Origin of the sequence: Variovorax sp. OV084 (assembly GCF_900111625.1) — a bacterium.
Classification (GTDB): Bacteria; Pseudomonadota; Gammaproteobacteria; order Burkholderiales; family Burkholderiaceae_C; genus Variovorax.
The window spans coordinates 395,740-410,879 of sequence record NZ_FOII01000004.1; the positions used below are offsets into that span (position 1 = coordinate 395,740).

Annotated in this window: 10 protein-coding genes; 9 read left to right on the forward strand and 1 reads right to left on the reverse strand. The window is 66.5% G+C overall.

Annotated features, from left to right (window positions below; all coding sequences use genetic code 11):
* Positions 1-19 precede the first annotated feature (19 nt).
* The 6 genes from BMW87_RS14595 (at position 20) to BMW87_RS14620 (ending at position 8,562) form a co-directional block, all read left to right on the forward strand.
* On the forward strand, positions 20-1,030 hold the full coding sequence (locus BMW87_RS14595) for a succinylglutamate desuccinylase/aspartoacylase family protein (protein ID WP_093077046.1): 1,011 nt from the start codon (positions 20-22) through the stop codon (positions 1,028-1,030).
* Positions 1,031-1,103: 73 nt separating this feature from the next.
* Entirely contained in the window at positions 1,104-2,048 is a 945-nt protein-coding gene (locus tag BMW87_RS14600) for a non-homologous end joining protein Ku (RefSeq protein WP_093077048.1), read from the forward strand.
* Between the two features lie 15 nt (positions 2,049-2,063).
* Entirely contained in the window at positions 2,064-4,544 is a 2,481-nt protein-coding gene (gene ligD / locus BMW87_RS14605) for a DNA ligase D (protein ID WP_093077049.1), read from the forward strand.
* A 105-nt stretch (positions 4,545-4,649) separates the two neighbouring features.
* Positions 4,650-6,008, forward strand: a complete 1,359-nt coding sequence (locus BMW87_RS14610; protein ID WP_218149751.1) for a cytochrome c — start codon at positions 4,650-4,652, stop codon at positions 6,006-6,008.
* 35 nt (positions 6,009-6,043) lie between these two features.
* Positions 6,044-6,778, forward strand: a complete 735-nt coding sequence (locus tag BMW87_RS14615; protein ID WP_256216769.1) for a gluconate 2-dehydrogenase subunit 3 family protein — start codon at positions 6,044-6,046, stop codon at positions 6,776-6,778.
* Between the two features lie 2 nt (positions 6,779-6,780).
* Positions 6,781-8,562, forward strand: coding sequence for a GMC family oxidoreductase (locus BMW87_RS14620; protein WP_218149752.1), 1,782 nt, complete (start codon positions 6,781-6,783; stop codon positions 8,560-8,562).
* 10 nt (positions 8,563-8,572) lie between these two features.
* On the opposite strand, the gene BMW87_RS14625 is transcribed toward BMW87_RS14620, so the two are convergent.
* Positions 8,573-9,391: a transglutaminase-like domain-containing protein gene (locus tag BMW87_RS14625; RefSeq protein ID WP_093077051.1), complete on the reverse strand. Its 819-nt coding sequence runs from the start codon at positions 9,389-9,391 to the stop codon at positions 8,573-8,575.
* 287 nt (positions 9,392-9,678) lie between these two features.
* Here BMW87_RS14625 and BMW87_RS35090 point away from each other — a divergent pair, with 287 nt between their 5' ends.
* The 3 genes from BMW87_RS35090 to BMW87_RS14635 all read left to right on the forward strand — a co-directional run bounded on the left by BMW87_RS35090 (position 9,679) and on the right by BMW87_RS14635 (position 15,046).
* Entirely contained in the window at positions 9,679-9,831 is a 153-nt protein-coding gene (locus tag BMW87_RS35090; RefSeq protein ID WP_176928769.1) for a hypothetical protein, read from the forward strand.
* 35 nt (positions 9,832-9,866) lie between these two features.
* The gene (gene katE / locus BMW87_RS14630) at positions 9,867-12,053 is read left to right on the forward strand and encodes a catalase HPII (protein WP_256216770.1); all 2,187 of its coding nucleotides are present in this window, start codon (positions 9,867-9,869) and stop codon (positions 12,051-12,053) included.
* Between the two features lie 185 nt (positions 12,054-12,238).
* Positions 12,239-15,046: an ExeM/NucH family extracellular endonuclease gene (locus BMW87_RS14635; RefSeq protein WP_177192772.1), complete on the forward strand. Its 2,808-nt coding sequence runs from the start codon at positions 12,239-12,241 to the stop codon at positions 15,044-15,046.
* Positions 15,047-15,140 lie beyond the last annotated feature (94 nt).

Genomic DNA, 15,140 nt, shown 5'->3' on the forward strand with positions numbered 1-15,140 from the left:
GCTCCGCAATAATCCCCGGATGTCCTCCGATCCCTCAGATCCATTTGCCGGCATTGCCACCGACAGCCTGCGCATCCACGCCTTCGCCTCGCTGAACCCCGGTCCCCGGTTGCTCGTGATGGGCGGCGTGCATGGCGACGAAGTCTCCGGCACCCTGGGCATCGAGCGCATCCTGGGCGAGTTCGAGGCCGGCACCCTGCAATTGCGGCGCGGCGAGCTGACCCTGGTGCCCGTCGCCAATCCGCTCGCACGGCGCCGACTGCAGCGCGAGGGCGAGCGCAACCTCAACCGCCTGTTCCGCCCGACCGAGGCACCGGCCGACTACGAAGCCCGCGTGACCAACGTGCTGGCGCCGCTGATCGCGCGCCACGAAGTGCTGCTCGACCTGCATTCCTTCCAGAGCGAGGGCGAGGCCTTTGCCATGATCGGTCCGCGCGACAACACCGGCACGCTGGAGCCCTTCGCCCGTTCGTATGAAGAGGGCCAGCTCGCGCTGCACATCGGCACGCCCATCGTGGTGGAGGGCTGGCTCGACATCTACGCCGCCGGCCTCGCGCAGCGCGCGGGCGGCACGCCGGCAGACGAGGCTGCGCTCGACTTCGGCCGCGGCACCAACGAATACATCCGCAGCCGCGGCGGCTACGGCGTCACGCTCGAATGCGGCCAGCACCTGGACCCGCAGGCACCCGAGGTGGCGTGGCGCGCCATCCGACGCACGCTTGCGCTGCTGGGCATGGCGGCGCTGCCCGAAGGGCTGTCGGGTGCGCCGGTGCAGCCTCCCAAGCTGCTGCGCCTGGCCAGCGTGACCGACCGCCTGCACGAGGAAGACAGCTTCGTGCGCGACTGGGCCACCTTCGACGAAGTGCAGCGCGGCGAGCCCATCGGCATGCGCCACGACGGCACGCTGTTGAGCGCGCCCGAAGACGGCTTCATCGTGTTCCCCAACGCGATGGCGCTGCCCGGTGCCGAGTGGTTCTATTTCGCGCGCCCGAGCGAGCGCCGGCTTGGGCCGGTGGCCGGCGCGGCCTGACGAAGCCTGACGCCGCGCTCCTACATCGCCCGCACAGGGGCGGCGCACATTCCAAGACTGAAGGAGTGTGCCCATGCCAGTCTCGAAAAAAGCCCCCGCGCCGCGCGTCCTCTGGAAGGGCGCCATCAGCTTCGGCCTCGTCCACATCCCGGTGGCGCTCTATTCGGCCACCACCGACCACGGCATCGACTTCGACTGGCTCGACAAGCGGACCATGGACCCGGTCGGCTACAAGCGCATCAACAAGAAAACCGGCAAGGAGATCGCGCGCGAGCAGATCGTGAAGGGCGTCGAATACGAGGACGGCGAGTACGTGGTGATCAGCGACAAGGAGATCGCGGCCGCCTACCCCAAGACCACGCAGACCATCGAGATCGAGACTTTCGTGCCGGCCAACGGCATTCCCTTCGTGTACCTGGAGCGGCCGTACTACGTGGCGCCCATCAACCGCGGCGCCAAGGTGTACGCGCTGCTGCGCGAAACCCTGCAGCGCAGCGAGCGCGTGGGCGTGGCGCGTGTCGTCATCCAGACCAAGCAGCACCTCGCCGTGCTGGTGCCCGTCGGCCCCGGCCTCGTGCTGAACCTGTTGCGCTGGGGCGCCGACATCCGCCCGTGGACCGACCTGCCATTGCCCTCCGAAGATGCGAAGAAGGCAGGCCTGAGCGAGCGCGAGCTCAAGATGGCGAAGCAGCTGGTCGACGACATGAGCGCCGACTGGGACCCGAACGAATTCAAGGACGAGTTCAAGGACGAGATCCTTCGGTTGATCGACAAGAAGGTGAAGGCCGGCCAGACCGAGACCGTGACGCAGCCCGAGCCTGAAGAAGAGCAGTCCACCGAAGGCCGCGGCGCCAAGATCATCGACCTGACCGAGTTGCTGCAGCGCAGCCTGCGCGGCAAGGCGAAGGCTGCCGGCGAAGAAGAAGCTCCCCCACCCAAGGCCGCGGCGAAGAAGCGCAAGCCCGCCGCCAAGACAGCAGCGCGCAAGGCCCCGGTCCGACATCGCCGCGCCGCCTGACGCCGGCCTGCCGCCATGGGTACCACCGCATCGACCGCGCGCAAGGCGCTGGCGCGCTACCACGGCAAGCGCGATTTCACCCGCACGCCCGAACCCAAGGCCGGCGGCAGGAATGGCAAGGGCGTGCTGTCCTTCGTCATCCAGAAGCACCACGCGAGCCATCTGCACTACGACTTCAGGCTCGAACTCGACGGCACGCTCAAGAGCTGGGCCGTGCCTAAAGGGCCGTGCCTCGACCCGACCGTGAAACGCATGGCCGTGCACGTCGAAGACCATCCGATCTCTTACGCCGGCTTCGAGGGCACGATCCCGCCGAAGCAGTACGGCGCGGGCACCGTCATCGTCTGGGACCGCGGCGACTGGCTGCCCGACGGCGATGCGCGCAAGGCGCTCGCGGCCGGCAAGCTCAAGTTCGAGCTGCGCGGCGAGAAGCTGCACGGCCACTGGACGCTGGTGCGCATGCACGGCAAGGGCGACGAGAAGCACGAGCCCTGGTTGTTCATCAAGGAGCGCGACGGCGATGCGCGTGCGCTCGACGACTACGACGTGCTCGAAGAACAACCGGCCAGCGTGATTACTGGGCGCGACGTGGACGAGGTGGACCAGCCGCCGAAGAAAGTCGCAACAAAGAAGGCGCCCGCGAAGAAGACAGCACTGCCCGCCACCTTCCAGCCCCAGCTCGCCACTCTCGCGGCTTCGCCACCGCCGTCCCCCAACGACTGGCTCTACGAGCTCAAGTTCGACGGCTACCGCCTGCTCGCGCGCATCGACAGGGGCAAGGTCCGCTGCTTCACCCGCAACGGCCATGACTGGACCGCGAAGCTGCCTGCGCTCGCCAAGGCCCTCGCGAAGCTGCCCACCGATTCGGCCTGGCTCGATGGCGAGATCACCGTCGACGGCGAAAACGGCGCACCCGACTTCCAGGCGCTGCAGAACGCCTTCGACAGCGGTGCGACATCGTCCATCGTCTACTGGCTGTTCGACGCGCCTTTTCTCGATGGCGAAGACTTGCGCGACCTGCCGGTCGAGGAGCGCCGCGCACGGCTCGCACAGCTGCTCGGCAAGAAGCCGCCCGCGCTGCTGCGCCTGAGCGAAACCTTCGACGCCTCGCCGCGCGACTTGCTCGCGTCGTCGGCGCGCATCGGCTTCGAGGGCATCGTCGGCAAGCGCAAGGGCTCGCCGTATGTGTCGCGCCGCTCGCCCGACTGGATCAAGCTCAAGAACCAGCAGCGCCAGGAATTCGTGATCGGCGGCTACACCACGCCCAAGGGCACGCGCTCGGGCTTCGGCTCATTGCTGCTCGGCGTGCACGACGAGGCCACCGGGCGCCTGCGCTACTGCGGCAACGTCGGCACGGGCTTCGACGCCGACCGCCTCGCCGACATCAAGGCGAAGCTCGACAGGCTGGCCACCGAAGACTGCCCGTTCACGCCCACGCCGCGCGGCATCAAGGCGCAGTGGGTCAAGCCATCACTCGTGGCTGAAATTTCATTCGGCGAATGGACGCGCGAAGACCGCGTGCGCCAGGCCGTCTTTCAAGGCCTGCGCGCCGACAAGCCCGCGCGCGACATCCGCCGCGAGCGGCCGGAGGAAGGAAAGAGAAAGAGCACCCCCATGTCCCAGAAGATCACCCACGCCGACCGCGTGATCGACATGCACAGCGGCATCACCAAGGGCGAGCTCGCGGCCTACTACGACGGCGTGGCCAGGCTCATGCTGCCGCACCTGCGCGGCCGGCCGGTGTCGCTGGTGCGCGCGCCCGAGGGCGTGGGCGGCGAGCTGTTCTTCCAGAAGCACGTGCAGAACCGCGAGATTCCCGGCGTGCGCCTGCTCGATCCCGCGCTCGACCCGGGCCACGAGCCGCTGCTGCAGATCGACACGAAGCAGGGCCTGCTCGGCGCCGCACAGATGAACGTCATCGAGCTGCACACCTGGAACGCCACCTCGCGCGCCATCGGCAAGCCCGACCGCATGACCTTCGACCTCGACCCCGGCGAAGGCGTGGCATGGCCGCAGATACAGGAGGCCGCGATGCTGGTGCGAACGCTGCTTGACGAGCTTGGCCTGCCCTCGTTCCTGAAGACCAGCGGCGGCAAGGGGCTGCACGTGGTCGTGCCGATACGGCGCCAGTACGACTGGGATGCCGTCAAGGGCTTCTCGCAGGCCGTGGTGGCGCATCTCGCGCAGACCATACCGGCGCGCTTCGTCGCCAAGAGCGGGCCGCGCAACCGCGTGGGCAAGGTCTTCGTCGACTACCTGCGCAATGGCTTCGGCGCGACCACCGTCAGCGCGTGGTCGGCGCGTTCGCGCCCGGGGCTGGGCGTGTCGGTGCCGCTTGCGTGGGAAGAGTTGCCCGAGCTCACAAGTGCTTCGCAGTGGACCGTCGCCAATGCGGCGCAGCGCTTCGACATCGGCAACAAGCCCTGGGCCGCGATGGAGCGCAGCCGCAAGGGGCTTGCTGCGGCGATGAAGCTGCTCGGCTACAAGCCGGGGTGAAGTGCACGGCGCAGTAGTTCCAACGCGACCCTGAGTCGAAAGCATCAAGAACCATCTGCAGCTCATCATTTGCTTGACGTCATTCAGCGGCAAACGGAGACTGCGATGACGATGAAGAAACTTCTGTGGCCTTTCGCAGGCATCACCGTACTCATCATCATTGCAGTGCTGGCTCTTGCGCTGTGGCCCACGACCACGCGGGACATCGCCGCCGCGTCCGACAGCAATTCGAAAGCCTTGGTCGACAAGGGCCGCTACCTGGCCCAGGCCGGCGATTGCGTGGCCTGCCACACGTCGCCGGGCGGAACGCCATTCGCCGGCGGGCTGCCGCTGGCTTCGCCCATCGGTGCGATGTACAGCACCAACATCACGCCGGATCGCGACAGCGGCATTGGCAACTACACGCTCGCCGACTTCGATCGCGCGGTGCGCCACGGCATCCGGATCGACGGCGATTCGCTGTACCCCGCGATGCCTTACCCGTCGTATGCGCGCATGAGCGACGACGACGTCCGCGCGCTGTATGCCTTTTTCATGCACGGCGTGGCGCCGGCCCAATCCCAGGCGCATCCACGCGGCATTCCCTGGCCGCTGTCGATGCGCTGGCCGATGGCGCTGTGGCGCAAGGCATTCGCGCCGCAGCCGGATGCAGTGGCCTTCGACCCCGCCCGCTATGCCGACATGTCGGTGGCGCGCGGTGCATATCTGGTGCAGGGCCTGGGGCATTGCGGCAGTTGCCATACGCCGCGCGCGCCGACGATGCAGGAGAAGGCGCTGGACGAGTCCAGCCCCGAGTACCTGGCCGGCGGTCCGCTCATCGACGGATGGGTGGCGGTGAACCTGCGCGGCAATCCGGCGGACGGACTGGGCGCCTGGTCGGCCGCCGACATCGTCTCGACCTTGCGCAGCGCACGCAATGCATCGCATGCAGTGGTCGGCGGTGCGATGAACGATGCCATCGTGCACAGCACGCAGCACCTGAGTGACGACGACCTGAAGGCGATTGCCGCATTCCTCAAGGCGCTGCCGCCCTCGGCGCACTCGCCATCGTCGTTCAATGCCGACCCTGCGACCGCCAAGGCGCTGTGGCAGGGCGTCAACTCGGCGCGCGGCGCCGAGCTGTACGTCGACAACTGCGCGGCCTGCCATCGCAGCGACGGTCTGGGCTACGCGCAGGTGTTTCCGCGCATCGCCGGCAATTCCACCGTGCTGGCTGGCGACCCGAGCTCGGTGATTCGCCTGATCCTCGAAGGCAGCAAATTGCCCGCCACGCGCGTCGCGCCATCGGAGCTCGGCATGCCCGGCTTCGGCTGGCGCCTGTCGGACGACGAAGTGGCACAGCTCGCGAGCTTCACGCGCCAGAGCTGGGGCAACAAGGCTTCGGCCGTGCAGGCCGCGCAAGTCGGCGCGATCCGCAGCGCCATCGAGAAGGAGCGGTCCGCGCAGGCCGCTCCCGCGCGTTGACCGATCGCCTCATGAACCCAGACAGGAGCACGCCCGTGACCGCACCGGACTCATCGCAACCACCGTCATCGAGGCGCCAGTTGTTCAAGGGCTTGGGCGCCGCCACCCTCGCCGTCGCGGTGCTTCCCGGGTGCGACACCCGGCAGGCGACGGCCGCGCAAGGCGAAGCGGCCGCGAGCAACCCGGCACCGAGCACCTATTCGCCGCGCTTCTTCACCGCAGGCGAATGGGCCTTCGTCAACGCCGCCAGCGCGCGATTGATTCCGAACGATGCATCGGGCCCGGGAGCGGTGGAAGCCGGCGTGCCCGAGTACATCGACCGGCAGATGGACACGCCCTGGGCCACCGGCAAGCTCTGGTACATGCAAGGGCCGTTCAACGCCGACGCGCCGGCCACGATGGGCTATCAGTCCCAGCTCACGCCGCAGCAGATCTATCGGCTGGGAATCGATGCCGCCAACGGCTTCGTGCAGAAGGCGCAAGGCAAATCCTTCGTGCAACTTGCGGCGGACGCGCAAGATGCGGCGCTGCATGAAATCGAATCGGGCAAGGCCGTGTTCGACGCCGTGCCGGCCCAGCTGTTCTTCTCGATGCTGCTGCAGAACGTGCGCGAAGGCTTCTTCGCTGATCCGGTGCATGGCGGCAATCGCGGTCTCGCGGGCTGGAAGCTGATCGGGTTTCCCGGTGCGCGCGCCGACTTCATGGACTGGGTCGAGCGCGACGTGAAGTACCCGCTGCCACCCGTGGCCTTGAGCGGGCAGAGAGGCTGAGCATGGCCGGCAACACGATGAAGAAAGCCGACGTGGTGATCGTCGGCTTCGGCTGGACCGGCGCGATCATGGCCAAGGAGCTGACCGAGGCCGGCCTGAACGTGGTCGCGCTCGAGCGCGGCCCGATGCAGGACACGGCCACCGACGGCATCTACCCCAAGGTGCTGGACGAGCTCACCTACAACATCCGCCGCAAGCTGTTCCAGGACATCTCGCGCGAGACGGTGACCATTCGCCATGGCGTGAACGACACGGCACTGCCCTATCGGCAGCTGGGTGCCTTCCTGCCCGGTACCGGTGTCGGTGGCGCGGGGCTGCACTGGTCGGGCGTGCACTTTCGCGTCGACCCTGCGGAGCTGCGCCTGCGCAGCCACTACGAAGAGCGCTACGGCAAGAAGTTCATTCCCGAGGGCATGACGATCCAGGACTTCGGCGTCAGCTACGAAGAGCTGGAGCCGCATTTCGACTTCGCCGAGAAAGTATTCGGCACCTCGGGCACCGCATGGACCGTGGCCGGCCAGAAAGTGGGCGAAGGCAAGGGCGGCAACCCGTTCGCGGCAGACCGCTCGCACGCCTTTCCGTTGCCCGCGCAAAAGCGCACGGTGTCGGCACAGCGCTTCGGCGATGCCGCGGGCAAGCTGGGCTATCACCCCTACGACCTGCCGTCGGCCAACGCCTCCGGGCCGTACACCAATCCGTACGGCTGCCAGATGGGGCCGTGCAACTTCTGCGGCTACTGCAGCGGTTACGTCTGCTACAACTATTCGAAGGCCTCGCCCAACGTCAATGTGCTGCCGGCGCTGCGCCAGGTGCCGAACTTCGAGCTGCGCACGCATGCGCACGTGCTGCGCGTGAACCTCGCGGCCGATCGCCGCACCGCCACCGGCGTTACCTATGTCGATGCGCAAGGGCGCGAGGTGGAGCAGCCGGCGGACATCGTCGTCATCTGCGCGTTCCAGTTCCACAACGTGCGGCTGATGCTGCTGTCGGGCATCGGCACGCCCTATGACCCGGCGACCGGCAAGGGCACCGTCGGGCGCAACTTCGCCTACCAGAACATGGCGACGATCAAGGCCTTCTTCGACAAGGACGTGTACGCCAACCCCTTCATCGGCGCGGGCGGCAACGGCGTGGCGATCGACGACTTCAATGCCGACAACTTCGACCACGGCCCGTTCGGCTTCGTCGGCGGCTCGCCGATGTGGGTCAACCAGGCTGGCGTGAAGCCGATCAGCGGCATCTCGCTGCCCGAGGGCGCACCCGGCTGGGGCAGTGCGTGGAAGCAGGCCGTTGCCGACAACTACACGCACACGATGTCGATGGATGCGCACGGCGCGCACATGAGCTACCACGACAACTACCTGAGCCTGGACCCGACCTACAAGGACGCCTGGGGCCTGCCGCTGCTGCGCATGACCTTCGACTGGAAGGACAACGACGTCCGTATGACCCGCTTCATGGCCGAGAAGATGCACGGCATCGCCGAGGCGATGGGCCCGAAGGCGGTGCGCGTGTTCGTCAAGAACTTCGGCGAGCACTTCGACACGACGAGCTACCAGACCACCCACCTCAACGGCGGCGCGATCATGGGCACCGACCCGGGCACCAGCGCGATCAACCGCTACTTGCAGAGCTGGGACGTGCACAACGTCTTCGTGCCCGGCGCGTCGGCCTTCCCGCAGGGGCTGGGCTACAACCCGACCGGCCTGGTGGCGGCGCTGACCTACTGGTCGGCCAAGGCGATCCGCGAGCGCTACATCGCCAGGCCCGCGGCGCTGGCCTGACCTGCAAGAGCTACTGCAGCACTTCCTCGGTAGTCACCTCGAACCGCTGCAGCGTGTTCGCGCCGAACACCATCGTGATCGGCACGTCCGCCGCGTCGCGCCCGCGCGCGATCACCACTCGGCCGATGCGCGGCGTGTTGTGCCGCGCGTCGAAGGTGTGCCAGCGGTTGCCCAGGTACACCTCGAACCACGCGCTGAAGTCCATCGGAAAGCGCACCGGCGGAATGCCGATGTCGCCGAGGTAGCCCGTGACGTAGCGCGCCGGTATGTTCATGCAGCGGCACAGCGTGATTGCAAGGTGCGCGAAGTCGCGGCACACGCCCGTGCGCTCGCGAAAACCCTCCAAAGCGGTGCGCGTGGCCCGTGCATTCTGGTAGTCGAAGCGCAGATGCCGGTGCACGAAGTCGCAGATTGCCTGCACGCGCGACCAGCCCGGCGCCACGTTCGAGAAGTTGGCCCAGGCGAACTGCAGCAATTCGCCGTCGACCTCGCAATAGCGGCTCGGCAGCACGAAAGGCAGCGTCTCCACCGGCAGGTCGGCCGCCGCATGCTCGCTGGCGCTGAAGTCCACCGGGTCGGGCCAGCCCGTGTCGAACACCACCGCGTGGTTGCGCAAACGCACGCTGCTCACCCCTACGGGCACGTGCACGCGCGCGCAGCTGTTGCCGAAGCTGTCCTGGTAGTGGTCGGTGGCCATCGGCGGGCTGAGGGTGATGTTCTCGCCGCCTTGCAGGTCCTGGGCACGCGACGGGTGCACCTGCAGCATGTAGATCACCGCCGTGGGGGCGGTGACGCCGAGTTCGATGTCGAAGCCGATCCTGATCTGCATGGGGTTCTTTCTTCCCTGAGGGGATCCGGGCGGTGCGGCCGGTGCGCGAGGCAGTGCGATGAAAGACAAGCACGATCAGTGCCGTCCCGTGGGCCCATGCTATGCGACGAATCTTTCAGGCTCCACGGCCAGTACCCGCGAAGCAGCGTAGGCGGGTGCGATGCGTTGTCGGTGCGCTCCTACCTTGCACGCACTCTTTCTCCCACAGACGGGGGAGGGCGGCCACTACGGGTCGCGCGCGGTGCGAAACATAACCTTGCAATTCGCTTGCATCCCTGGAGGGACCTATGGAGCTTTCATCGTTTTTCGACACGCTCGCCAGCACCTGGGGCGACGAAATCCTCGTGTGGGCCGTTGCCGCCGTGGCAGGCTGCATATGCCTCGTCGCCGTGGTCAACGTGCTCGACATGTTCCTCGACAGCAACAACGAAACAGGCTGAGTGCCCACCCCATGAAAGATTCCAGCAGATCCACGATGACGCCACAGAACAAGGCCGCTGCGGGCCGCCGCGCCAGCGCCACCAAGGCGAGCGACGGCAGCAACGCCAAGCAGCAGCAACTCGAAGGCTTCACCGTCGAGCATCCGACGACCCTCACCACCAACCAGGGTCTGCAGATACCGGACAACCACAACTCGCTGAAAGCGGGTGTGCGCGGCCCCACGCTGCTGGAAGACTTCATCCTGCGCGAGAAGATCACGCACTTCGACCACGAGCGCATTCCCGAGCGCGCCGTGCACGCCCGCGGCTCGGCGGCGCACGGCTACTTCCAGGTCTACAAGTCGATGTCGCAGTTCACCTGCGCCGACTTTCTCCAGGACCCGGACCAGAAGACGCCCGTTTTCGTGCGCTTCTCGACCGTGGCCGGCTCGCGCGGATCCGCCGATACGGTGCGCGACGTGCGCGGCTTCGCCGTCAAGTTCTATACCCGCGAGGGCAACTACGACCTCGTGGGCAACAACATTCCGGTGTTCTTCATCCAGGACGCGATGAAGTTCCCCGACCTCATCCATGCCGTGAAGCCCGAGCCGCACCACGAGATGCCGCAGGCCGCGAGCGCGCACGACACCTTCTGGGACTTCGCCTCGCTCATGCCCGAGAGCACCCACATGCTGATGTGGGCCATGAGCGACCGCGCCATTCCGCGCAGCCTGCGCATGATGGAAGGCTTCGGCGTTCATACCTTCCGCTTCGTCAACAGCCGCGGCGAGAGCCACTTCGTGAAGTTCCACTGGAAGCCCAGGCTCGGCATTCATGGCCTGGCATGGGACGAGGCGCAGAAGATCGCGGGTAAAGACGCCGACTTTCATCGCCGCGACCTGTGGGAAGCCATCGAGAACGGCGACTTCCCCGAATGGGAGCTCGGCGTACAGATGATTCCGCAGGACAAGGAACACTCGCTCGGCTTCGACCTGCTCGACCCCACCAAGCTGATTCCCGAAGAGATGGTGCCCGTGCAGAAGATCGGCAAGCTGGTGCTCAACCGCAACCCCGACAACTTCTTCGCCGAGACCGAGCAGGTGGCCTTCCATCCGGGCCACGTGGTGCCCGGCATCGACTTCAGCAACGACCCGCTGCTCCAGGGCCGCCTCTTCTCGTACACCGACACGCAGATCTCGCGGCTGGGCGGCGCCAACTTCCACGAGCTGCCGATCAACAAGGGCGTGTGCCCGTTCCACAACTTCCAGCGCGACGGCATGCACCGGCAGACCATCGCACGAGGGCAGGTGGCCTACGAGCCCAACACGCTGGGCAGCGGCACGGAGTTTCGCGTGGACGGCGGCCAGCACGGCTTCCAGTCTTTCCCCGAAGAGATCGATCCGCCCAAGGTGCGCCGCCGCAGCCCGTCGTTCGACGACCACTTCACGCAGGCGCGCCTGTTCTTCAACAGCCAGAGTGCGGCCGAGAAGGAACACATCATCGGGGCCTTCCGCTTCGAGCTGTCGAAGCTCGAAGTGCCCGCCATCCGCCAGCGCATGGTCGACAACCTCGCGCACGTGGACGAGAAGCTCGCGCGCCGCGTGGCCGAGCCGCTTGGCATCGGCGAGCCCGATGCCAAGGCGGCGGCAGGCCGCGCGGGCTTTCGTGACCACCGCATCGAGTTGCCCATCGACGAATCGCCCGCGCTCAGCATGGCCGACACCGGAGACGGTTCGATCCGCACGCGCAAGATCGCGATCCTCGTGGCCGACGGTGTCGACTCGGCTTCGCTGAAGCCGATACGCGATGCGCTCGAACAGGCTGGTGCGCAATGCAAGGTCGTCGGGCCGCGTCTGGGCACCGTGGCCAGCGCGTCGAAGCGGCAGATCGAAGTCGACATGACGTTCGCGAACACGCCGTCGGTGATGTTCGATGCGGTGCTGGTGCCAGCCGGCGGCGAAAGCGTCGCTGCATTGGCGGGCATTGGCGATGCGGTGCATTTCGTGCTGGAGGCCTACAAGCACTGCAAGGCGATCTGCACCGTGGGCGAGGGCGTGCAGCTGCTCTCGACGCTGGGCATTGCCGCCGACTCCGATGCTCCAGCAGGCGTGATCGTGGCCGCCACGCCGGTCACCAACCTGGGCGATGCGACTGCCGCAACGCAGATCGCGCATGACTTCATCGCCGCCATCGCGAAGCATCGCCATTGGGATCGCGTGAACATCGACGCGGTACCGGCCTAGCAAGCTTTTGACGTACCTGTCTGCAGGCCGCAATGCGGCCTGCAGCGCGTGGCGCGTCGCGCCGACGCAGGCAATCAAGCAGGCAATCACCCATGACGAGTCCGGGTTTCTCGGGGGCTACACACATGGTCCATATAAACGCGCGCTGTCTGCTCGCTGTTCCCCCTTCATTCAAAGAAACCCACATGACTCATCCCGCACTGAGGCCAACCTGGCAGTTCAAAGCTCTGGCACTGACACTGGTCCTTGCGCTGACCGCCTGCGGCGGCGGTGGTGGCGGGACCTCCTTCCCGCTGATCCCCGGGCCTTCTACGGGCACCACGCAGCCGAACACGCCGCCGTCGACAGACGCGCCGCCGCCGGTTGCGGAGCAGCCACCGCCCACATGTACTGCCGCCGTTCCGGCCAATGCCCCGGTCACGGCCATTTCATCCGTTCAAGGTACGGGCGACACGAGTCCTCTGGCAACGCAACCCGTGACCGTGCGTGGCGTGGTCGTCGGTGACTTCCAGAACACCGGCATCACGACCGTGAAGCTGAATGGATTCTTCATGCAGCAGCTCGTGCCCGATGCCGATCCGCTGACCTCGGAAGGTGTCTTTGTCTATGCACCGAACAACGCCACACGTGTGGCCGTTGGCGATTTCGTTCAGGTCTCCGGTGTGGTGACCGAGTTCGGCCAGACCGCGGGCGCCGGGGCAAAGCCCGACAGCCTCACGCAGATTGCGGGCACGACAGCGGACCCACTGGCCATCAGCGTCTGCGCTTCCGGCATTGCAATCAGCCCGACACAGATCACGCTGCCGGTGGCCAACGAATCAACGCTGGAGCGCTACGAAGGCATGCTGGTCGAAATTGCGCAGCCCCTGGCCGTGACGGAACTGTTCGAGCTGGGCCGCTATGGCCAGATGGTGCTGGCACTGAACGGACGGCAGTTCAACGCCACCAACGGCAACGCGGCGGCAACCCATGCGCAGAACCTGCTTTCGCGCATCGTGCTGGACGATGGCTCATCGCGCCAGAACCCGAACCCCATTCCGTACCTGAGCGCAGCAGGCACCGACGGCACCCGACGCATCGGCGATACGACGCAGAAAATCACCGGCATCCTGAGCCACAACTTTGCGGCCTATCGCATCCAGCCGACGGTGGCGCCCGTGTTCGCGCAGGCCAATCCGCGCTCGCCGACCGCACCGGTGGTCAGCGGCCCGCTCAAGGTGGCCAGCTTCAACGTGCTCAACTACTTCACCACGTTCGTGAACGGAGAAACCTCATCGGGCCAGACCGGCCAGGGTTGCTCGTTCGGCACCGGTCCCGCGTCCGCGGCCAACTGCCGCGGCGCGAACAACCTGAACGAGTTCCAGCGGCAGCAGGCCAAGATCGTGGCCGCCATCGCAGGCCTCGATGCCGACGTGGTGGGCCTGATGGAAATCCAGAACTCCGACGTGGCAACGAACGACCTGCTGGCGGCCCTCAACGCCAAGGTCGGCCCGAACACCTATGCCGCGGTCAACAGCGGCGTGTTCGGCACGGATGCCATCAAGGTGGACATCCTGTACAAGCCCGCGAAAGTCCAGCGCGTGGGCAACGCCGTTCTTCCGACGGGCACGGACCTGGCCGACTACACCGCTGCAAGCGGACGCCCGCCACTGGCCCAGCGATTCAGCGCCGTGGGCAACAACGGCGGCTTCTGGTTCGTGGTCAACCACCTGAAGAGCAAGGGCAGCTGCCCGACCACGGGCGACATCGACCAGGGGCAGGGCTGCTTCAACCTGGCGCGTACCCAGCAGGCGAACGCACTGAACAGCTTCGTCGCCAAGCTCAAGGCCATGGACGAGGACGAGACCGACGTACTGATGATGGGCGACTTCAACAGCTACCTGCTGGAAGACCCGACCAAGGTGCTCGAAGCCGCCGGCAACGAAAGCCTGCTCAAGCGCATGCCCGCCGACAACCGGTACACCTATGTCTTCGGCGGCGAAACCGGCGCACTCGACCATGCCTATGCATCGTCTTCGCTGGGCTCGCAGGTCAGCGGCGTGAGCGTGTGGCACATCAACGCCGACGAGCCCACCGCGCTGGACTACAACACCGACTTCACGACCGACGACCGCTATGCGCCCACGCCCTTCCGGGCATCGGACCATGACCCTGTGCTTGTCGCCCTGACCCTGGCGGCCGATGCCGCGGTGACGCAACCCATCGTCAGTGCGTCGGTCCCGACGGCCGCGAAGGTCGGGGAAGCCTACAGCGTGAACATCTTCGAAGCCACACCCGGCGGCGCGACCACGCTGACTTCTCTTGCAGTCGATTGGGGAGACGGCAGCGGCGCCACGACAGCGCCCGGCACCGGCACGGTGACGCATACCTACGCGGCCGCGGGCACCTACAACGTGGTGACCACGCTGACCAACTCCGCCGGCCAGACCGCAACGCAATCGAGCAGCGTGAACGTGAGCGCGGTGGTCGTGGTAGTACCTCCCGGAGCGCCGGATCTGTTCTTCAGCGAATACGTGGAAGGCACGGCGAGCAACAAGGCGATCGAGATCTACAACCCGACCGCATCGGCGGTGGACCTGAGCCTGTATACCGTCAGGCTGTATTCCAACGGCACGGCCACGCCGCCAACCAACTCCCAGGTGCTTTCCGGCTCCCTGCCTGCTGGTGGTGTTCTGGTGCTGGCGAACGCCAGTGCGACGGCTGCCTTCAAGCCCGCAGGCACGCTCACCAGCGGCGTAGTCAACTTCAATGGCGACGATGCCCTGACGCTGGAAAAATCGGGCGTGGTCATCGATCGCTTCGGTCAAGTCGGCTTTGACCCTGGAACCGAATGGACCGTCGGCGGAGTCGGCACACTGAACCGGACCCTGCGCCGCAAGCCCGATATCAAGGCGGGGGATCGCAACCCGGGCCTCGCTTTCGATCCGTCGGTGCAATGGATCGGTTTGCCGGAGGACACCTCCGACGGCCTGGGCGCGCACACGGTAAATTGACCTGGCGCAAGCACCCTCTTAGTCCTTTAGCGCTAGACCGTATTGAGAATAGGCGCGGCAGGAGGCCGCTCCTAGACTTTCCCCCCGAGGCCTG